The organism is Pengzhenrongella sp. (assembly GCF_036565025.1).
Taxonomy (GTDB): Bacteria; Actinomycetota; Actinomycetes; order Actinomycetales; family Cellulomonadaceae; genus Pengzhenrongella.
This window is the reverse complement of the sequence record NZ_DATCNW010000057.1, coordinates 13,077-32,057: the sequence shown is the minus strand read 5'-3', so window position 1 is coordinate 32,057 and position 18,981 is coordinate 13,077. Positions and strand designations below refer to the sequence as shown.

Here is an 18,981-nt window from a genome sequence, read left to right as displayed (position 1 = left end):
CGTCCTATAGGACGTCAACGCTCGGACGTTGCGGTGGGGTGGGGCTGTGCTGTCGGGTGGGTGGCTAGGTGGTGGAGGGACTCGTGGCCGGGCCGGCGGGGGCCGGGCCGGCGTTGGCCGGGCCAGCGTTGGCCGCACGGGTCGCCGGGGCGGCGTCGGTCGGCTGGTCGATCAGGGCGTTGTTGGGGTCGGTGATGGCGTCGTCGTCCTCGCGGCCCGGGGTCCGCAGGTTCCACTTCGTGATGACGAAGCGGAACAGGAAGTAGTAGACGACCCCGTAGATCAGTCCGATACCGAGCAGCCAGACGGGATGGGTCGCGATCCGGAAGTTGAGCGCGTAGTCGATCGCGCCCGCCGAGAAGCTGAAGCCGTCATGGATGCCGAGCGCATTCACGATGGCGAGCGAGGTCCCGGTGAGCACGGCGTGGATCGCGTACAGCGGGTACGCCACGTACACGAACGAGAACTCGAGCGGCTCGGTGACACCGGTGACGAACGAGACCAGCGCGGCCGAGCCCATGATCCCGGCGATGACCTTGCGCTTGGCCGGCTTGGCCGTGTGCACGAAGGCCAGCGCCGCGCCCGGCAGGGCGAACATCATGATCGGGAAGAAGCCGGTCATGAACGTGCCGGCGGTCGGGTCGTGGTGCAGGAAGCGCGCGATGTCGCCCTGCCAGACCTGGCCGCTCGCGTCGGTGTACTCCCCGATCTGGAACCACAGCGGAGAGTTGAGCAGGTGGTGCAGGCCGATGGGCACGAGCAGGCGGTTCGCGGTGCCGTAGACGAAGCCACCGAGGATGCTCGAGCCGGCGACGAAGTTCGCGACGCCGTGCAGGCCCTGGTTGAAGTACTTGTAGAGGAGGGCGCCGATGACGGCGACGACGATCGCCATGCCCGCGGTGGCGATCGGGACGAACCGCCTGCCGCCGAAGAACGCGAGGTAGGCGGGCAGCTTGATCCGGCTGTACTTCTGGAAGAGCAGCGCCGCGATCAGGCCGATCACGATGCCGCCGAGCACGCCGTAGTTGATGAGCTCTTGGGTCTCGCCGGTGCCCGCCTTGCCGAGCACGTTGGGGGACAGGGCGTCGGTGACGCCCTTGAACACGAGGTAGCCGACCAGCGCCGCGAGCCCGGTCGAGCCGTCCGACTTGCGGGCGTACCCGACGGCCACACCGAGCGCGAAGATCATCGGCAGGTTCGCGAACAGCGCGTTGCCGGCGCCGGCAAGGACGGCCGCCACCGTGATGAGCGCGCTGGCCGCGGTGCCGCTCAAGTGGCCAGCGATCCCGGTCGCCCCGAGCATGTCGGGCTGGCCGAGGCGAAGCAGGAGTCCGGCGGCGGGCAGCGACGCGATGGGGAGCATCAGCGAGCGGCCGATGCGCTGCAGCTGGGCGAACCCCGGCAGAGGTCGCTTCTCTCGTATCTCGGGGGCAGTCGTGGCGGTCATTTTGCTGTGCACTCCTCGTTGTGTGCGATCACGCAACCGGTGGGCCCCGGCGTCGGTCTGGTTCAGCGGCCGATCGTGAAGATTCAGTACGTGCGCTAGACGTCTGGACCAGTTGGCCTAACCATGATGGAATGGGCCATCCGGTGTCAAGAGCGGCACGCGGGAACCCAAAGGCGGGCGAAGTGGGGGGTGTGGCGAGGGTGCGTCACTCTGTGCTCAAGTACGTCAGAGTCCGGGATTATCTGCGTTCGCTGGTCACGCACGAGCTCGCGGTCGGGGACGCGATCCCCTCCGAGCGACTGCTCTGCGAGCGCTTCGGAGTGTCCCGGATGACCGTGCGGCAGGCGGTCGATGCGCTCGTGGTCGAGGGGCTGCTCGAGCGCAAGCAGGGTCGCGGCACGTTCGTCGCCCCGACCAAGCTGGACCTCGAGGCGCGGCTCGCGTCGTTCGGCGAGGAGATGCGCCGGCGCGGCATGGAGCCGTCGTCGAAGGTGCTCGCCACCGAGCAGGTCCCCGCGGCGCCGGACATCGCCGACGCGCTGGACCTGGTCGCCGGTGAGCAGGTCTTCTACCTGCACCGGGTGCGCTACGCCGACGGCGAGCCGATCGCCATCGAGCAGCTCTGGATGCCGAGCCTGCTTGTGCCGGGCCTGTTCGACAACGGCCCGCCCGCGAGCGTCTACGGCGAGCTGCGCCGGCGCGGTCTCGACCCGGACTGGGGCGAGGACACCGTGGCGGCCACCGAGGTCGACGCCCAGGACGCCGAGCTGCTCGGGGTCCGGGTCGGCAAGGCGGTGTTGCGGCTGTCCCGGCGGACCTTCGCGGGGGAGACCGCCTGCGTGTACTCCCGCTCGTCCTACCGGGCGGACAGGTACGTGCTGTGGGTCCCGCTGCGTGCTCCACGGCGCGCGCTGACCCCCCGCTCGAGCGAGCTACGACAGCCTGCCGGCGGACCGCCGTACAACAACGGTGGCGACCGCCGCGACGACCACGGTGGCGCACGCCACGGCGACGGCGAGCAGAGCAAGGCCGGCCCCTCAACGACGAGGGCCGGAACATGAGTGGAGAGCGGGCGCGTGTGACAGATCAGGCGGCGAACATCTTGGCGGCCCTCGGCGGGGTCGCGAACATCATCGACATCGAGCCGTGCACCACGCGGCTGCGCTCGGAGGTGCGCGACGCGACCCTGGTCGACGTCGGCGCGCTGCGGGCCGCGGGGGCGCACGGCGTCATGCTCGCGGGGCGCGTCGTGCAGGTCGTGGTGGGGCCGAGCGTGGACACTCTCGCGTCAGAGATCGAAGAACTGATGTGACTACTAATCTTGGGCGAGCCACACGGGCCGGCGTCCGCTATCAAGGAGAAACCCCATGAGCAAGGCAGAGCAGATCCTCGCGGCACTGGGCGGGGACGCGAACATCCTCGACCTCGAGCCGTGCATCACCCGGCTCCGCGTCGAGGTGGCCGACCCCGCACTGGTGGACGACGCGGCGCTCAAGGCGACCGGCGCGTTCGGCGTGGTCCGGTCCGGCAAGGTCGTGCAGGTCGTGGTCGGGCCCGAGGCGGACACCCTGGCCGCAGACATCGAGGACCTGCGCTGATGGGCTCGCTGCTCACCATGCTCGCGCCCGTCACGGGCACCGTGCGGGCGATGGCCGAGGTGCCCGACCCGGTGTTCGCCGGGGAGATCGTCGGGCCCGGCCTGGCGATCGTGCCGAGCGGTGCCGGGCTCGTCGAGGCGATCGCGCCCGTCGCGGGCAAGATCGTCAAGCTGCACCCGCACGCCTTCGTGATCCTGGCCGACGGCGGTCGTGGCGCGCTCGTGCACCTGGGGCTGGACACCGTCCAGCTCGCGGGCGAGGGGTTCACGCTGCACGTCGCCGAGGGTGACACGGTCGCCGCCGGAGACGTCGTGGTGAGCTGGAACCCGACCGACATCGAGGCGGGCGGGCGGTCGCCGATCTGCCCGGTGGTCGCGCTCCAGGGCAAGGCCGAGGAGGTCACCGGGCTCGTCGCCCCGGGGTCGCCCGTCCGCGCCGGTGAGCCGCTCTTCGAGTGGGCGTGACCTCGACCGCGGCGACCTGACCGGCGGTGACCTCAGCGCAGCAGTGAGCTCGCCATCCGGCGGTAGGCGTGCCGCCTGCCGCGGATGGCGATGTGCGTACGCGAGCAGGTTCTCCGGGACCGCGATCGGCGAAGTAGCCGCAGTCGCCGCCCCCACCGCGCGGGCGAGCGAGGCGTTGGTCACGCCCATGCCGGGGTTGCCGGTCAGCACGATCGCGTCCGCGCCGAGCGCGACCGCAGCGGCGACGTTCTGCGGCGTCGCGAGTCGTCCCGACGTCCCGCCGGGGCCGAAGTCGTCGTCGGTGACAAGGTCCGCCTGCGGGTCGACCGGTTCGAGGTTGACCGCGACGAGCCGTCCGGTGAGCCGTTTCACCTCGCGCACGACGTCGGCCGGGTCGGGCACCTCGACGGCGAACACCGCCGGCCGCCGGACGTCGAGCAGGTTGAGGATCAGCAGGTCCGCACCCATCGCCGCCGCCAGCTCGGGGTTGCTGACGTCGTACACGGCGGCCATCACCGGCGCGATCATCTCCGCGGCGAGGATGCGTCCCTTGCTGCCGCGGATGGCCGCCAGCACGTCCTGGCGCGTGTAGGTCGCGAGTTCGGTGGCGGTCGTGTCGAGCAGGCGCTTGACCACAGGGACCTTCCGGCAGGGGCGGGCGGACCGGTCGCCCATGCGAGGCGGCTCGGGCGACATAATCGGTGGGCGTGGCAACCCGCCTATCAAGGAGAAACCCCATGAGCAAGGCAGAGCAGATCCTCGCGGCACTCGGCGGGGACGCGAACATCCTCGACCTCGAGCCGTGCATCACCCGGTTGCGGGTCGAGGTCGCCGACCCGGCGCTGGTGGACGACGCGGCGCTCAAGGCGACCGGCGCGTTCGGCGTCGTGCGGTCGGGCAAGGTCGTGCAGGTCGTGGTGGGACCCGAGGCGGACACCCTGGCCGCAGACATCGAGGACCTGCGCTGACGACGGTCGTGGGCCTGCTCGTCGACCCCACTGCCCTGCTGGCCCGGCCGGGTGCCGGGCTGCTGCTGGACCTGGACGGGACGCTCGTCGACAGCGAGCCGGTGCACCGGGGCGCGTTCCGGGAGTACTTCGCCGGACGCGGCTGGCAGGTCTCCGAGCAGGTCATCCGGGAGTTCTCCGGGCGCCGCGCGCAGGAGGTCTTTCCGGTGCTCGACGGGCCGTGGAACGGGGAGGATCCCGAGGTCCTCACCGCGGGGATCCTGGCGGCCGTGCGTACCTCGACGCTGCGTCCCGTCCCGGTGTCCGGTGCCACGCGGCTGCTCGCGGCCTGCGCGCGGGCGAGGCTCCCGGTGGCCGTCGTGACGTCGGCGCGACGCTGGTGGGCGGAGGTGTCGCTGGAGCTGCTGGGCGGCGCGGACCCGGCGCTGCGGATGGTCACCGCCGAGGACTGCGCGCGCGGCAAACCCGATCCGGAGCCGTTCCGGCTCGGTGCTCGGGTGCTCGGGCTGGCGCCCGGCGGCCTGCTCGCAGCGGAGGACTCCCCGGCCGGGATCGTCTCGGCGCGCGCGGCCGGCGTCGGGCACGTGCTCGGGGTGACCACGAGTCACACCCAGGCCGGGCTGTTGGCGGCGGGCGCGCACTCGACCGCGGCCGACCTCACGGCGCTCGCCGTGGCCGTCGAGGAGCTCAGCGAAGACCGCTGAGCGGGCCGGTCGACCGCCGAGCGGTCAGTTGTCCTCGGGGACCCGCGCGGAGCGCTGCGAGACCAGGGGCTCGACCGTGCGTTCGACGAGCACCTCCCGGCGCGGCATGGCGAGGTCGATGCCCTCGTCGCCGAGGCTCACCCGGATTCGGGCCCGGAGGTCGCGCTGTACGTCCCACTGTCGCGAGGGTGCGGTCTTGACGAGGAGCCGCAGCAGCGCGCCGTCGGCCGTGAGGTCCTCGATGCCGGCGACCTCGGCGTCGGCCAGGATCGCGGGACCCAGGTCCGGGTCGGCGGCGACCTCGGCGGCCGCCGTCAGCAGCAGCTCGCGCACCCGCGGCACGTCGTGCTCCCCGTGCACGCGCACCTCGACCACCGCGCGCGACCAGCCCTGCGTCATGTTGCCGACGCGCAGGATCTCCCCGTTGCGCACGTACCAGAGCGTGCCGTTCATCGAGCGGACCTGCGTCACGCGCAGCCCCACCTGCTCGACGACGCCGCTCGCCTCGCCGAGGTCGACGACGTCGCCCACCCCGTACTGGTCCTCCGCGAGCATCGAGATGCCCGCCAGGAAGTCCTTCACGAGCGTCTGCGCGCCGAAGCCGAGGGCGACCCCGACGACGCCCGCCGACGCGATGAGCGGTCCGATGTTGACGTCCAGGAGTCCCAGCACGACGGCGACCACGAACAGGCCCACCAGGAGCGACGCCACCGAGCTGAGCGCCGAACCCATCGTCTGGGCCCGCTGGCCGCGCCGGGCCGCCGCGAGCGGGCTGGTGTCCGCCTGGCCGCCGTCCTGGCGCAGCCCGCGGGAGATCAGGCCGCCCGCCTTGCGCTGGACGACCGGCACCCCGTCCACGAGGTGCTTCACGGTGCGGGCGATGGCCCGCCGTACCAGCGCGAGCACGATCGCCCCGAGCACGAGCGTGAGGCCGATCTGCCAGGCGGGCGTGATCAGCCCGTGGAACCAGGCCGCGATCGCGCTTCCCTTGTCCTCGAGGGCAGCGGGGGCGGCGGCGAGCAGCGGGCGCGCGGAGAGCACGAGAGTGGTCGCAGGCATGCCGCCCAGGTTAGCGGCCGGTCGCTGGGGGGCCCAAACGGGCCGGCCCTGGGTGTGCATCGCGCCTGGATCGCCCCTGCAACGTCCCTGCACGGGGGAACAATCAGGTCAGCGACGCGCCTACCGCGCCAGAAGGCGTCCGGGGGGTTGAGCCTCTGGCAGGATTGAAGGGTGCCTGAAGCGAGAGAGGAAACACCGAAGCAGCTGTTGCGACTCGCCGAGGCTCACGGAGTAGTGCCCGATTACTGGGGTTTCGACGGTACCCACAAGATGGTTGCCGCCAAGACTCTGGTCGGGGTGCTGGCCGCGCTCGGCGTCGACGCGTCGTCCGCTGAGCGGATCGAGGTCAGTCTCGCGCACGCGCTGGACGAGCCGTGGCGGCGCGCGCTGCCGCCCGTCGTCGTGCTCCGGGCGGGCGAGTCCCCGCAGGTGCCGGTGCACGTGCGCGACGGCGACCCGGTCGAGCTCTGGCTCGAGCTGGACCCCGAGGCGGGCGGCGGCAGGCGCGAGCTCGCCCAGACCGACATGTACACCGCGCCGCGCAGCGTGGACGGCCAACAGCTCGGCCGCGCGATGTTCCAGCTCCCCGACGACCTGCCGCTGGGCTGGCACACCATGCGCGCGACCGGGGTCACCGGGCCCGCACGCAGCGTCGTCGTCGTCGTCCCGGCGCGGCTGGAGGTTCCGGACGCGCTGAGCGCCGGACGCGCGTGGGGATTCATGGCGCAGCTGTACTCGGTGCGCTCGCGGCAGTCCTGGGGAGTGGGCGACCTCGCGGACGCGGGGGAGATCGCCTGGCTCTCGGCCAAGCGGTGCCAGGCGGACTTCCTGCTCATCAACCCGCTGCACGCCGCGGAACCGACCGGGCCGATGACGCCGTCGCCCTACCTGCCGACCACCCGCCGGTTCGTCAACCCGATCTACCTGCGCGTGGAGGACGTGCGCGAGACCGGGTACCTCTCGGCCGCGGACCGCTCGCTCGTGGAGTGGGCCGGTGAGTCGATCCGCGCGCTCGACGAGGACGACGGCCCGATCGACCGCGACGTCGCCTGGACGGCGAAGCGCACCGCGCTCGAGGTCATCTACCAGGCCCCGCGCTCGACCGCCCGGCAGGCCAAGTTCGACGGGTTCCGCGCCGAGCAGGGCGAGGGCCTCGAGGTGTTCGCGCTGTGGTCCGCCCTGACCGAGCGGTACGGCTCGGACGCCAGCTGGCCCGCCGCGGCCCGCGACCCGTCCTCGGCGTTCGTCAAGAAGGCCGCCGTCGAGCTCGCGGACCGGATCGACTTCCACTGCTGGCTGCAGTGGGTCGCCGACGAGCAGCTCTCCGCGGCCCAGCGCGCCGCCCTCGAGGGCGGCATGTCGATCGGCATCGTGCACGACCTCGCCGTCGGGGTGCACCCGGCCGGCGCCGACGCGTGGGCGCTGGGCGACGTGCTCGCGAAGGGGGCCTCCGTCGGCGCGCCGCCCGACATGTACAACCAGCAGGGGCAGAACTGGTCCCAGCCGCCATGGCACCCCGACGCGCTGGCCCGCGCCGGCTACGCGCCCTACCGGGACATGCTCCGCACGGTCCTGCGGCACGCGGGCGCCCTGCGTATCGACCACATCATGGGGCTGTTCCGGCTCTGGTGGATCCCGGCGGGCTCCGGGGCCGGCGAGGGCGCCTACGTGACCTACGACCACGAGGCCATGATCGGCATCCTGTGCCTCGAGGCCTCCCGCGCGGGTGCGCTGGTGATCGGGGAGGACCTCGGCACCGTCGAACCCTGGGTGCGTGGCTATCTCAAGGACCGCGGCATCCTCGGCACGTCCGTGCTCTGGTTCGAGAAGGACGCCTCGGGCACACCGCTGCCTCCCGAGAAGTACCGGCGCCTCGCGCTGGCGACCGTCACGACGCACGACCTGCCGCCGACGGCGGGCTACCTCGCCGAGGAGCACGTGGCGCTGCGCGAGCGTCTCGGGCTGCTGACCGAACCGGTGCACGTCGTGCAGCGCGCGGCCCGCGCGGAGCGGCTCGAGATGCTCGAGGTGCTCACCGAGCGTGGGCTCCTCGGTCCCGACCCGTCCGAGCGCGAGATCGTCGAGGCGCTGCACCGCTTCGTGCGCGCGACCCCGGCGCTGCTCGTGGGCGTCTCCCTGGCGGACGCCGTCGGCGAGCGCCGCGCGCAGAACCAGCCCGGCACCGACAAGGAGTACCCGAACTGGCGCGTGCCGCTGGCCGACGGTTCCGGCCGCCTGGTCACCGTCGAAGACCTCTTCGACAGCGCCCGCCTGCGCTCCCTGGTAGCCGCAATCAACCGCACCGACTAACCACGTCAGACGTAGCGCGGTATGGCCCGCGCTCGGTCTGAACGTGCAGTCGCTCGGACCCGTCACGCGTAGCGCGGACTATGCCGCGCGCTGGGTCTGACGGTGGTCCGGCGAGCTCGCGGGGTAGTCCGGGTGCGTTGAGAGGCGGGTTCTGGATGTGGGCCGCGCCCGAGGGGGGCTGCGCCGGATTCGCGCCCGTGCGCCGGATTCGTGCCGAAACCTGCTCAGTGCAGCGCTCTGTGCGTCCAACGCGCACCAGGGGTGCACCTTCGATGCACTGAGGGAGGCACTGAGACCTCCGAGCCGCAGTCCGCGGCCACCCGCGTGACGCCGGCTCCGGTCGGCCGCCGAGTTCGTCGTTTCGAGTCGAGTTCGTCGATCGAAAACGACGAACTCGGGTACGGACCGGCGAACTCGAGCTCTGCGCAGGCCGGTGACTGCCCGCCGTCGGCTGCGCGGAACGTCCACGGGTCGAAACCAGGCTGGGTGTAGGGCTGGGTGTTGAGAACGTGCACCCAACGGTGCACGTTCGGTACACCCAGCGCTACACCCACGCGCTCGAGCGCTACGCCTGACAAGCCGGAGGGTGGTGCGGAGGGGGAGTTACTTGCGGGCTCGGTCGGTGGCCTGGGCGTTCAGGGCGCGGCGGACGGCGTCGCGGTTCTCGACGACCATGCGGCGCAGGCCCGGCAGCCGGTCGCCGAGCTTCTCGAGCCAGGCGTCCGTGGCGGCGAGCAGGTCGACGCCGGGGTAGGCGGCGAGCTCCGTCGGGTACAGGCCCTGGGCGATGTCCTGAGCCATGTCGCTGCCGCGCGTGGTCCACACCTGCTCGAGCGTGTCGAAGTACCGGTCCATGTACGGCACCAGCAGCGACCGGTCGAGCACCGCGCTGAAGCCCCCGATCGACGACTCCAGCACCGCGTTGGGCAGCGTGTCCTCCTCGATCATCGAGTGCCACGCCTCGGCCTTCGCCTCGGGGGTCCCGATCGCGGCCAGGGCCCCGGCCGCCGCGATCTCCCCGGTCGCGGTCGCGTCGGCGGCCAGCGCCGCGTCGATCTCCTCGATGCCCGCCCGACCGCCGACGACGAGCGCCGTGAGCAGCTCCCAGCGCAGGTCGGTGTCGATGCTCACGCCGGGGACCTTGCTGCGGCCGTCGAGCAGCTCGGCGATGATGTCGAACTGGCGGCTCGTCGTCGCCCGCGCGCCGAAGGCCTTCACGAGCTGGAGCTGAGTGTCGCTGCCCGCCGTCGCGCCCTCGACCAGCGCCCAGAGCCGGTCGGCCGCCGCGGCCGAGACCTCCTCGCGGTGCTCCTCGGCCACGTACAGGTCCAGGGTCGCGCCGAGCTGGCGCAGCAGCACGAGCACCACGGAGGAGTCCGTCTCGTGCGCGAGGTTGCCCAGCACGAGCTCGACGAAGTCGCGCCCGGCCCACTCGCCGTCGCGCGTGGTGTCCCAGGCCGCCGCCCACACCAGCGTGCGGGGCAGGGAGGACCCGAAGGAGCCGAGGTGGGCGGTCGCGGTCGCGAGCGACTGCGGGTCGAGCCGGACCTTCGCGTACGCGAGGTCGTCGTCGTTCACGAGGACGAGGTCGAGCCGCGGCTTGCCCACGAGCTCGGGCACCTCGGTCCGCTCCCCGTGGACGTCCAGCTCGACCCGCACGGTCCGCTCGAGGCGCGACGTGCCCGCCTCCTCGACCACGGTGTAGCCGCCGATGGCGAGCCGGTGCGGGCGGGGCAGCGGGTGCGCCGGGGGCACCTCCTGGAGCACCGCGAACGACGTGATGACGCCCTCCTCGTCGGTCGTGATCTCCGGGCGCAGCAGCGTGACCCCGGCCCGCTCGAGCCACACGCTCGACCACGCGGTGAGGTCCCGGCCGCTGGTGGCCTCGAGCTCGACGAGCAGGTCCGCGAGCGTGGTGTTGCCGTACGCGTGCTTCGCGATGTAGGCGCGCACCCCGGCGAAGAACTGGTCCTGGCCGACCCACGCGACGAGCTGGCGCAGCACGCTCGCGCCCTTGGCGTAGGTGATGCCGTCGAAGTTGACCTCGACGTCGGCCAGGTCGCGGATCTCCGCGACGATCGGGTGTGTCGAGGGCAGCTGGTCCTGGCGGTAGGCCCAGGACTTCTCGAGCGAGGAGAACGTGGTCCACGCGCTGGTCCACGCGGTGGCCTCGGCCGCCGCGAGGGTCGAGACGTACTCGGCGAAGGACTCGTTGAGCCACAGGTCGTTCCACCAGCGCATCGTGACGAGGTCGCCGAACCACATGTGCGCGAGCTCGTGCAGGATCGTGAGGGCGCGGCGCTCGATCGTCGCGTCCGGGACCTTGGACCGGAACACGTAGGACTCGCGCAGGGTGACCGCGCCCGCGTTCTCCATCGCGCCGGCGTTGAACTCCGGCACGAACAGCTGGTCGTACTTGGCAAACGGGTACGCCCGGCCGAAGGTCTGCTCGTAGAACGCGAAGCCGGCGCGCGTGATGTCCAGGATGTTCGCGGTGTCGAGGTGCTTGGCGAGGGAGGACCGGCAGAACACGCCGAGCGGGACGACCCGCCCGTCCGAGCTCGTGAGCTCGCCGGTCTCGCGGTGGTACGGCCCGGCGATGATCGCGGTGATGTAGCTCGAGACCAGCGGCGTCGGGGCGAACGACCAGTCGGCCGACGGCGCGTCACCCACCTCGCCCGGCACCGCGACGGGCTCGGGGGTGGGGGAGTTGGACACGACGGTCCAGTGCGCGGGCGCTCGGACCGTGAAGGTGAACACGCTCTTCAGGTCGGGCTGCTCGAAGACCGCGAACACGCGCCGGGAGTCGGCCACCTCGAACTGGGAGTACAGGTAGACCTCGTCGTCGACCGGGTCGACGAACCGGTGCAGGCCCTCGCCGGTGTTCGTGTACGCGCCGTCGGCGACGACCCGGACCTCGTTCTCGGCGGCGAGACCATCGAGCGCGATGCGCGAGTCCGCGAACACCTCGCCCGGGTCGAGCTCGGTCCCGTTGAGGGTGATCGAGTGGACCGTCGGGGCGATCAGGTCGAGGAACGTGCTCGCCCCGGCGCTCGCGCGGAAGCGGATGACCGTGGTCGAGGCGAACGTCGTCGGCCCTGCGGTCAGGTCGAGGGCGACCTCGTACGACGTGACCGTGAGCAACGCGGCGCGCTCGCGCGCCTCATCGCGGGTCAGGTTCTCAGCAGGCACGGCAGCGGCTCCTCGGGAGGTCGGGTGGGGTTCGCCGGAATCATCCCACGCAGGTCTACGTTGCCCCATCAGGTTTACCGCCCGCCGCTACCCCCAGGAGACCTCCGTGACCGACACCTTTGCCATGCCCAGCCCCGAGCTCTCCGCCGCCCCGGCGGTCCCGGTCGTCGACTTCTGGTTCGACCCCGCGTGCCCGTGGGCCTGGATGACGTCGCGCTGGATGGACGAGGTGGCGCGCGTGCGCGACGTGGACGTGCGCTGGCACGTCATGAGCCTGGCGGTGCTCAACGAGGGCCGTGACCTGCCCGCCGCCTACCGTGCCGGGATGGACGGCGCGTGGGCCGCGGTCCGCGTGATCGTCGCGGCGTCCGAGTTGCACGGGGAGAAGTTCATCAAGCCGCTCTACGACGCGATGGGCACCCGGCGCCACCCCGGTGGGCGCACGGACCTGGCTGCGATCCTCGCCGAGTCGCTCGAGGAGGTCGGCCTGCCCGCCGAGCTCGGCGAGCACGCCACGACGATGCGGTTCGACGACGAGCTGCGCGCCTCGCACGCGGCGGGGATCTCCCTGGTCGGCGAGGACGTCGGCACCCCCGTCGTCGCGATCGACGGCATCGGGTTCTTCGGCCCGGTGATCACCCCCGCGCCGAAGGGCGAGGTGGCCGGGCGGCTGTTCGACGGGCTCGTGCTGATGACCGGCGTGCCGGGGTTTTACGAGCTCAAGCGGACCCGCACGCAGGGACCGGTTTTCGACTGATCCGCGCGTCGCGGTAGGCGCATCCTGGGGCCGCCGTGGTAAAGGTCGGCGTTTTGGCATGCAAGGCTTTCACCCGGTCGCTGCCCGCTTTTGTCGCGCGCTGACGCCGGCTCAACCCTGACGCACGCCCACAATCGCACGCAACAGGAGATCTGCATGGATTCCTTGCCGGCACCCGACCGCGCCCGCCGAGCGTTCGAGATGCTCGGGCCGAAGATGAAGGCCTTCCTGCTGGCCGACGCCGCCCTGCTGCTCGCGTTCCTCGTCGTGCTCGTCATGTTCCTCACGGGCAGCATCGGCGGCTCCCCGGCCGCCGCGGACGCGCCGTCGGCGACGAAGCCGGAGGCGACCGCGCCCGCCGCGACGCCCGACGCGTCGACCTCGACCGACACCACGTCGTTCCGGACCCCGAGCGGCAACATCGCGTGCGAGATGACCACCGACGCCGCGACCTGCACGATCGCCAACAGCAGCGCGACCCCGCCGGTCGACGCGAGCTGCAACGGCGTGGTCGGCCTCGAGCTCAAGGTGACCGCCGACGGTGCCTCGAAGCCCTGCGTCGAGGGCACGCACCCGAGCAAGGCCGCAGACGACGTCCCGGAGCTGGCGTACGGGCAGGCCAAGACCGTCGGGGACTTCACCTGCACGAGCTCCTCGACGGGCATGAAGTGCATCCACGGCCCGAGCGGCAAGGGCTTCAAGCTGGCGAAGGCCGGCTCAGAGCTGCTCTGACGACCGTCGCGATCCTCTGACGAGCGGCCCACGGGCCCGACGGCACATCGCCGTCGGGCCCGCGGCACGTCTGGAGCAGATTCTCACCAGATGCGCACGCGCTCCGCGGGATCCAGGTACAGCAGGTCCCCCGGTGCGACGTCGTACGCCGCGTAGAACTCGTCCACGTTGCGCAGCACGCCGTTGCAGCGGAACTCGTTCGGGGAGTGCGGGTCCGTCGCGAGGCGCCGGATGACCTCCTCGTCGCGGCCCTTGGACTGCCACACCTGCGCCCAGCCGAGCAGCACGCGCTGCAGGCCGGTGAAGCCGTCGATGATCGGCGCCTCGTCCAGCGGCTTGCCGAGCGCGATCCGGTACGCCTTGATCGCGATCGACAGGCCGCCGAGGTCCCCGATGTTCTCCCCGATGGTCAGCGCCCCGTTGATGTGGTGCTTCCCGTCGAGCTGGACGGGGCTGAACGCGTCGTACTGCGCGATCAGGGCCTTCGTGCGGGACTCGAACTCGGCCCGGTCCTCGGGCGTCCACCAGTCCTCGAGCCGGCCGGTGCCGTCGTACTTGGAGCCCTGGTCGTCGAAGCCGTGGCCGATCTCGTGGCCGATGACCGCGCCGATCCCGCCGTAGTTCACCGCGTCGTCGGCCTCCGCGTCGAAGAACGGCGGCTGCAGGATGGCGGCCGGGAAGACGATCTCGTTCATGCCCGGGTTGTAGTACGCGTTCACCGTCTGCGGCGTCATGAACCACTCGTCGCGGTCGAGCGGATTGCCGATCTTGGTCAGCTCGCGGTCCTGTTCGAAGGCGAACGCGCGACGCACGTTCCCGAGCAGGTCGTCCGCCTCGACGACCAGGGAGGAGTAGTCGCGCCACTTCACCGGGTAGCCGATCTTGGGCGTGAACGAGTCGAGCTTGGCGAGCGCCTTGACCTTGGTGCCCTCGCCCATCCAGTCGAGCACGGTGATCGACTCGCGGTAGGCCTCGACGAGGTTGTCCACGACCTTCGCCATCCGGTCCTTGTGGGACGGGGGGAAGTGCCGGTCGACGTAGACCTTGCCGACGGCCTCCCCGAGCACGCCCTGGACGAGGCCGACGCCGCGCTTCCACCGGTCGCGCAGCTCCTGGGCGCCGGTGAGGGTGCGGCCGTAGAAGTCGAAGTTGGCCTCGACGAGCTCGCTGGACAGGTACGCGGCGCGCGAGCTGATCACGTGGTAGGCCAGCCAGGCCTGCCAGTCCTCGACGGGCTCGCTGTTCCACCGGGCCGCGAACGCCGTGGCGAACGACGGCTCGCGCAGCACGACGTCGTCGAGGGACCCGTCCGGCACGCTCAGCGCGCCCACCCAGGCGTGCCAGTCGAATCCGGGCGCGTCGGCGGCGAGGGCGGCGAGCGTGGTCGGGTTGTAGGTGAGGTCCGCGTCGCGGTCCTTCACGACGTCCCAGTGCCCGGCGGCGAGCTTGGTCTCGAGCTCGACGACCCGGTCCGCGGCGGCGTCCGCCTCGGCGCCCTCGGCGACCCCGCCCAGGGTGAGCATGCGGGCGATGTGCGGGCGGTAGGCGGCGAGCACGGCCGCGTACTGCTCCTCGCGGTAGTAGGACTCGTCCGGCAGCCCGAGGCCGCCCTGGTGCAGGTAGACGACGTAGCGCGTCGGGTCCTTCGCGTCGTTGTCGACCCAGAAGCCCAGTGCGCCGACCGCACCGGTGCGCTGGAGCGCCCCGAGGGTGTGGGTGAGCTCCTCGCGGGTGCCGCTCGACTCGACGAGCGCGAGATCGGCGCGCAGCGGGGTGATGCCGAGGCGCTCGACGGCGGCCTCGTCCATGAAGCTCGCGTAGAGCGCACCGATCTGGGCCTCGACGCTCGTCGCGGGTTCACCGCTGGTGCCGGCAAGTGCGGCGCTCGCCGCGGCGTCGGTGATGATGTCGCGGACGTGCTCCTCGGCCTGGTCGTGCAGCGCCCGGAAGGCGCCATCCATCGCCCGGTCGGCGGGGATCTCGTGCGAGGCGATCCAGCGGCCGTTGACGTGCGCGTACAGGTCGTCCTGCGGGCGGGTGGTGGGGTCGAGGGCGGTGGTGTCGATGCCGCTTCGGGCCATGGTGGCGCTCTTCTTTCGTCGAGGGCGTGTTCGTGCGTTTCGCGTCGAGGCGTCTGTCGCGGCGGGCCGGAGCGGCGCCGCGTCCGTCAAGCCTAGGTGAACCTGCGCCCCGTGGGCGGCGGCCGACGGCTGTAGTCGGGTCGGTACGCGCTGGGCGGAATGGACGCGCGGACCGGGCGCCCGAGCCGGTGCGGCAGGATGGGCGCATGCGCATCCATATCGCTGCCGACCACGCCGGATACGAGCTCAAGGAGCACCTTGCGGAGCACCTGAGGGCCGCAGGGCACGACGTCGTCGACCACGGCGCTCACGTGTACGACGCCCAGGACGACTATTCGCCGGTCTGCCTCGCGGCCGGTGAAGCTGTCGTCGCCGACCCGGGCAGCCTCGGCATCGTGATCGGCGGTTCGGGCAACGGCGAGCAGATCGCCGCGAACAAGGTCCTCGGCGTGCGCGCCGCGCTCGCCTGGAACGACGAGACCGCGCGTCTCGCGCGGGGGCACAACGACGCGAACGTCGTCGCGATCGGCGCCCGCCAGCACTCGCCCGACGCCGCCGTCGAGCTGGTCGAGGCCTTCCTCGCCGAACCGTTCAGCGGCGACGCGCGCCACCAGCGCCGGATCGACCTGGTCTCCGCCTACGAAGCCAGCCGCTGACCCACCCCCCGACGTGTCAGCCCGAGCGCGGTTGACCGCGCTCGGGCTGACAACTGTGGGGTGGTGGTTAGAAGCCCCAGGTGCACAGTGGGGCGACGGGCCAGCCGAAGGCGGCCGACGCGCTGAGCAGCGCGCCCGCCCGGTGCTCGACGACGAGGCCGGCGCCGGCCATCGCGGCGAGCGACCGGCCGCCGAGGTAGGCCGCGCCGAGCTCGCGGACGTCCACGGTCAGGTCCGCCGGGTCGGACGTGGCGCTGACCTCGGCGTCGTAGCCGAAACCTCCGTCCGCCGCGCCCGACGTCCCGGTCCGCACCCGCCACCGCCCGGCGTTCGCCGGAAGTCGCGCGTCGGTCACCTCGAGCACGACGTCGGTCGGCGCGGCGTACCGGCGCGCGCCGAGCGCCACCGGGAGGTCGAGCAGCCGGACCCAGAGGTTGTCGTCGATGACCGCGTTGTCGACGCGCACGTCGACGAGGAGCTGCATGAGTGCGTCGTCGACCGCGAGCATGGGCGACTTCACGGTGGTCGTGAGGTCGAGGTCGAGCAGGAACGACCACAGCCGGTGGGTGGCCGCGGCGTCGAGCGCGGCGACCTCGGCGATCCGGACCTTCCCGTTCGGCCGCCCGTCCGCCCAGTCCTCCTTGCGTCGGAACAGCGCGTAGCCGCGGACCTGGTCGCCCGCGCGGACGGTCACGATCCGCAGCTGCTCGGCGCCGTCGCGCCAGGGTCGCGGGTCGGCGAAGTGCCTGGCCCGGAGCGCGTCGGTGTTGCGTTCGATCCAGCCCGGGCGCCCGGCCCCGGCCGCGCCGTGCACGGCGTGCACGAGCGCGCTGTGCGCCGCGGCGTCGGCCGACTCGAGCCGGAGGTCCAGGTCGGCCGAGCCGCTGACGTCACGCAGGGCGGCGCCGCGCGCGATCGTCAGCCGCAGGTTCTCGGCCGCCTGGCCGTACCCGAACCGGCCGTAGATGGGCGCCTCGGCGGCGAACAGCGCCGAGACGGGCTCGCCGCGGGCTCCGGAGCGCTCGAAGTGCGTCTCGATCATCGAGCCGAGCAGGCCGCGGCGGCGGTGGTCGGGCCGCACGCCCACCCACGTCAGGCCCGAGCACGGCACCGTCCCCCCGGGCACCGGCAGCGCGAACGGGTAGGAGGCGTGCACCCCGGCGAGCGCACCGCCGGTGCCCTCCAGCGCCATCGTCCGGGTCCAGTCCAGCGTGAGGGGTACCTCGTCGTCGACCTCCGGGTCCGGGCTGAACGCGAATGCGAGCCGGTCCACGGCGAGCAGCTCGCCCTTGCGGGCCTCGGGGACCTCGATGGTGCGATAACCGTCCGGCGCAGGAGTCATGGGTCCCATCGTCGCGGGTCGACGGCGATCTGAGGGCATTTTTTTCACCCGGGTGCCACAGCGGTGCGTTCCGCGCTACCGGTGGGTAGCCTCGCGGCGTGAGCACTCAGGGGTTCGGCACCCCGCGGCCGGCGGAGACGGTGGGCCGCCTCGCCATCCGCCTGCGCCGCGCGGGGCTGTCGCTCCAGCTCGTGGGCACCGTCGCGCTGGTCGCGCTGGTCGCAATCGCGGGGATCGGCATCGTCGAGGTGCGGAACTGGGTGTCGCCGTCGGTCCTGCTGCTTATCCTGCTCGTGGCGGCCTTCCTGCTCCGGCTCACCGGGGTCGCCGTCGTCAGCGGGGTCGTCGCGTTCGAGGTCATCTTCCTGCAGCTCTCCGGGCACGCAAGATTCGGGCCCGGTGTGCTGATCGTGCTCGGCCTCGCACTGGTCTCGGTGCTCCTGTTCGTGCGCGGTCGCGAGCGGCTGGGCCTGAGCGGGGCCGCCGGCAACCTGATGCTCGTCGACCTGCGGGACCGCATCGCGGCCCACGGCCGGATCCCGCCGCTGCCGGCCGGGTGGCGGGTGGACAGCGCGCTGCGGTCCGCGTTCGGCGAGGCGTTCTCGGGTGACTTCGTGGTGGGGGCGCGGTCCGGCGGCGGGCGACTGCTGGAACTCGTGCTCGTGGACGTCTCGGGCAAGGGCCAGAACGCGGGGGTGCGCTCGCTGCTCCTCTCCGGGGCCTTCGGCGGTCTCCTCGGCGCGATGCCGCGGACCGAGTTCCTGTCCGCCGCGAACGACTACCTGATCCGCCAGGACTGGGACGAGGGCTTCGCGACGGCGGTGCACCTCGCCGTGCGGCTCGACACGGGGGACTTCTGGGTCGCGACCGCGGGGCACCCGCCGGCCGTCCACCACCACGCCGGCTCGGGACTCTTCGAGGTGCTGGACACCATCGGCGGGCCGGTGCTCGGCGTCGTCGACGAGCCCCGGTTCCGGACCCACCGTGGACAGCTGCTGCACGGCGACACCCTGATGCTCTACACGGACGGACTCGTGGAGACCCCGGGCGAGGACGTCGGCCTCGGCATCGACCGGCTGATCGGCGTCGCCGAGCGCGTGGTCGCGACCCGCCGCGGGGGCGCGGAGGCGGTGCTCGCCGGGGTGCTGGCCGGCGACTCCGACGACCGCGCCCTCGTGCTCCTCTACCGGGAGTGACCGCTATGGACGAGGAGTACCTCGAGTCCGTGCTGGACCTGGTCCAGGCGATCCCGCCCGGGCGGGTGATGACCTACGGGACGGCCGCCGAGGTGGTCGGCGACCGGCTCGCCGCGGGCGACGGGCGGCGGCGCGGCGGTCCGCGCCAGGTCGGGCACGTGCTCGCGCGCGCGGGCGGCGGGGTCCCGTGGTGGCGGGTCGTCAACGCAGCCGGGGGCCCGCCGGCGTCGAACCTCACCCGCGCGCTCCTCGCGCTCGAAGCGGAGGGCACCCCGCTCAAGGGGGAGGGCCTGCGGGTGAACTTGCGGGCCGCGCTGTGGTGGCCCGACGACGAGTTGCCGCCCGGCGACGAGGCCTGACCTGCGACGACGTCGGCCCGGTGTGCACACCCTGGGACCCAGGTCCGCAGGGTTGGCGCCCGCGGTCGCATAGGCTCGTGACGAGCCAATGGAGGCGCAGGCAGCGCCGTCGCAGG

General features: G+C 72.3%; 18 protein-coding genes. 13 read left to right on the top strand and 5 right to left on the bottom strand.

From position 1 onward, the window contains the following. Positions 1-64: 64 nt before the first annotated feature. A complete protein-coding gene (locus VIM26_RS03060) occupies positions 65-1,447 on the bottom strand; it encodes a PTS transporter subunit EIIC (protein ID WP_331948852.1) in 1,383 nt (460 codons plus the stop codon). 200 nt (positions 1,448-1,647) lie between these two features. On the opposite strand from VIM26_RS03060, the gene VIM26_RS03055 reads away from it, so the two are divergent. The 7 genes from VIM26_RS03055 (at position 1,648) to VIM26_RS03025 (ending at position 5,181) form a co-directional block, all read left to right on the top strand. After that, entirely contained in the window at positions 1,648-2,508 is an 861-nt protein-coding gene (locus VIM26_RS03055) for a GntR family transcriptional regulator (protein ID WP_331948851.1), read from the top strand. 17 nt (positions 2,509-2,525) lie between these two features. Further along, entirely contained in the window at positions 2,526-2,759 is a 234-nt protein-coding gene (locus VIM26_RS03050; RefSeq protein WP_331948850.1) for a glucose PTS transporter subunit EIIB, read from the top strand. A gap of 55 nt (positions 2,760-2,814) precedes the next feature. Further along, a complete protein-coding gene (locus VIM26_RS03045) occupies positions 2,815-3,045 on the top strand; it encodes a PTS glucose/sucrose transporter subunit IIB (RefSeq protein WP_331948847.1) in 231 nt (76 codons plus the stop codon). Further along, entirely contained in the window at positions 3,045-3,509 is a 465-nt protein-coding gene (locus VIM26_RS03040) for a PTS glucose transporter subunit IIA (RefSeq protein WP_331948849.1), read from the top strand. The genes VIM26_RS03045 and VIM26_RS03040 overlap by 1 nt, the downstream gene beginning before the upstream one ends. 358 nt (positions 3,510-3,867) lie before the next feature. Then, the gene (locus VIM26_RS03035; protein ID WP_331948848.1) at positions 3,868-4,101 is read left to right on the top strand and encodes a hypothetical protein; all 234 of its coding nucleotides are present in this window, start codon (positions 3,868-3,870) and stop codon (positions 4,099-4,101) included. Positions 4,102-4,246: 145 nt separating this feature from the next. Then, positions 4,247-4,477 carry a PTS glucose/sucrose transporter subunit IIB gene (locus tag VIM26_RS03030; protein ID WP_331948847.1) on the top strand — a complete coding sequence of 77 codons (231 nt, stop codon included), beginning with the start codon at positions 4,247-4,249 and terminating at the stop codon, positions 4,475-4,477. Between the two features lie 8 nt (positions 4,478-4,485). Beyond that, complete coding sequence (locus VIM26_RS03025) at positions 4,486-5,181, top strand: HAD family phosphatase (protein WP_331948846.1); 696 nt, start codon at positions 4,486-4,488, stop codon at positions 5,179-5,181. 24 nt (positions 5,182-5,205) lie between these two features. Here VIM26_RS03025 and VIM26_RS03020 read toward each other — a convergent pair whose 3' ends face one another. Continuing rightward, a complete protein-coding gene (locus tag VIM26_RS03020) occupies positions 5,206-6,240 on the bottom strand; it encodes a mechanosensitive ion channel family protein (protein WP_331948845.1) in 1,035 nt (344 codons plus the stop codon). 171 nt (positions 6,241-6,411) lie between these two features. On the opposite strand from VIM26_RS03020, the gene malQ reads away from it, so the two are divergent. After that, positions 6,412-8,550 carry a 4-alpha-glucanotransferase gene (malQ, locus tag VIM26_RS03015; protein WP_331948844.1) on the top strand — a complete coding sequence of 713 codons (2,139 nt, stop codon included), beginning with the start codon at positions 6,412-6,414 and terminating at the stop codon, positions 8,548-8,550. Positions 8,551-9,153: 603 nt separating this feature from the next. Here malQ and pepN read toward each other — a convergent pair. Further along, positions 9,154-11,742 carry an aminopeptidase N gene (gene pepN, locus VIM26_RS03010; protein ID WP_331948843.1) on the bottom strand — a complete coding sequence of 863 codons (2,589 nt, stop codon included), beginning with the start codon at positions 11,740-11,742 and terminating at the stop codon, positions 9,154-9,156. A gap of 124 nt (positions 11,743-11,866) precedes the next feature. Here pepN and VIM26_RS03005 point away from each other — a divergent pair, with 124 nt between their 5' ends. Together VIM26_RS03005 and VIM26_RS03000 are read left to right on the top strand one after the other, a co-directional pair. Continuing rightward, complete coding sequence (locus tag VIM26_RS03005) at positions 11,867-12,499, top strand: DsbA family protein (RefSeq protein ID WP_331948854.1); 633 nt, start codon at positions 11,867-11,869, stop codon at positions 12,497-12,499. 156 nt (positions 12,500-12,655) lie between these two features. Continuing rightward, positions 12,656-13,231, top strand: a complete 576-nt coding sequence (locus tag VIM26_RS03000; RefSeq protein WP_331948842.1) for a hypothetical protein — start codon at positions 12,656-12,658, stop codon at positions 13,229-13,231. 83 nt (positions 13,232-13,314) lie between these two features. Here the strand turns inward: VIM26_RS03000 and VIM26_RS02995 are convergent, their stop codons facing one another. Further along, positions 13,315-15,312 carry a M13 family metallopeptidase gene (locus tag VIM26_RS02995; RefSeq protein ID WP_331948840.1) on the bottom strand — a complete coding sequence of 666 codons (1,998 nt, stop codon included), beginning with the start codon at positions 15,310-15,312 and terminating at the stop codon, positions 13,315-13,317. Between the two features lie 206 nt (positions 15,313-15,518). Here VIM26_RS02995 and VIM26_RS02990 point away from each other — a divergent pair, with 206 nt between their 5' ends. Beyond that, on the top strand, positions 15,519-15,968 hold the full coding sequence (locus VIM26_RS02990) for a ribose-5-phosphate isomerase (protein WP_331948839.1): 450 nt from the start codon (positions 15,519-15,521) through the stop codon (positions 15,966-15,968). A 67-nt stretch (positions 15,969-16,035) separates the two neighbouring features. Here the strand turns inward: VIM26_RS02990 and VIM26_RS02985 are convergent, their stop codons facing one another. After that, positions 16,036-17,310, bottom strand: coding sequence for a GNAT family N-acetyltransferase (locus VIM26_RS02985; RefSeq protein WP_331948838.1), 1,275 nt, complete (start codon positions 17,308-17,310; stop codon positions 16,036-16,038). A gap of 98 nt (positions 17,311-17,408) precedes the next feature. Here VIM26_RS02985 and VIM26_RS02980 point away from each other — a divergent pair, with 98 nt between their 5' ends. Further along, on the top strand, positions 17,409-18,506 hold the full coding sequence (locus VIM26_RS02980; RefSeq protein WP_331948837.1) for a PP2C family protein-serine/threonine phosphatase: 1,098 nt from the start codon (positions 17,409-17,411) through the stop codon (positions 18,504-18,506). A gap of 5 nt (positions 18,507-18,511) precedes the next feature. Next, complete coding sequence (locus VIM26_RS02975; protein WP_331948853.1) at positions 18,512-18,865, top strand: MGMT family protein; 354 nt, start codon at positions 18,512-18,514, stop codon at positions 18,863-18,865. The last annotated feature ends 116 nt before the right edge of the window (positions 18,866-18,981 follow it).

What these genes read in the sequence shown, in the direction of transcription:
- VIM26_RS03060 (WP_331948852.1), bottom strand. Translation starts at nt 1,447, where the DNA reads ATGACCGCCACGACTGCCCCCGAGATACGAGAGAAGCGACCTCTGCCG.
- VIM26_RS03045 (WP_331948847.1), top strand. Translation starts at nt 2,815, where the DNA reads ATGAGCAAGGCAGAGCAGATCCTCGCGGCACTGGGCGGGGACGCGAAC.
- VIM26_RS03040 (WP_331948849.1), top strand. Translation starts at nt 3,045, where the DNA reads ATGGGCTCGCTGCTCACCATGCTCGCGCCCGTCACGGGCACCGTGCGG.
- VIM26_RS03030 (WP_331948847.1), top strand. Translation starts at nt 4,247, where the DNA reads ATGAGCAAGGCAGAGCAGATCCTCGCGGCACTCGGCGGGGACGCGAAC.
- VIM26_RS03020 (WP_331948845.1), bottom strand. Translation starts at nt 6,240, where the DNA reads ATGCCTGCGACCACTCTCGTGCTCTCCGCGCGCCCGCTGCTCGCCGCC.
- VIM26_RS03005 (WP_331948854.1), top strand. Translation starts at nt 11,867, where the DNA reads ATGCCCAGCCCCGAGCTCTCCGCCGCCCCGGCGGTCCCGGTCGTCGAC.
- VIM26_RS03000 (WP_331948842.1), top strand. Translation starts at nt 12,656, where the DNA reads ATGGATTCCTTGCCGGCACCCGACCGCGCCCGCCGAGCGTTCGAGATG.
- VIM26_RS02995 (WP_331948840.1), bottom strand. Translation starts at nt 15,312, where the DNA reads ATGGCCCGAAGCGGCATCGACACCACCGCCCTCGACCCCACCACCCGC.
- VIM26_RS02990 (WP_331948839.1), top strand. Translation starts at nt 15,519, where the DNA reads ATGCGCATCCATATCGCTGCCGACCACGCCGGATACGAGCTCAAGGAG.
- VIM26_RS02985 (WP_331948838.1), bottom strand. Translation starts at nt 17,310, where the DNA reads ATGACTCCTGCGCCGGACGGTTATCGCACCATCGAGGTCCCCGAGGCC.
- VIM26_RS02975 (WP_331948853.1), top strand. Translation starts at nt 18,512, where the DNA reads ATGGACGAGGAGTACCTCGAGTCCGTGCTGGACCTGGTCCAGGCGATC.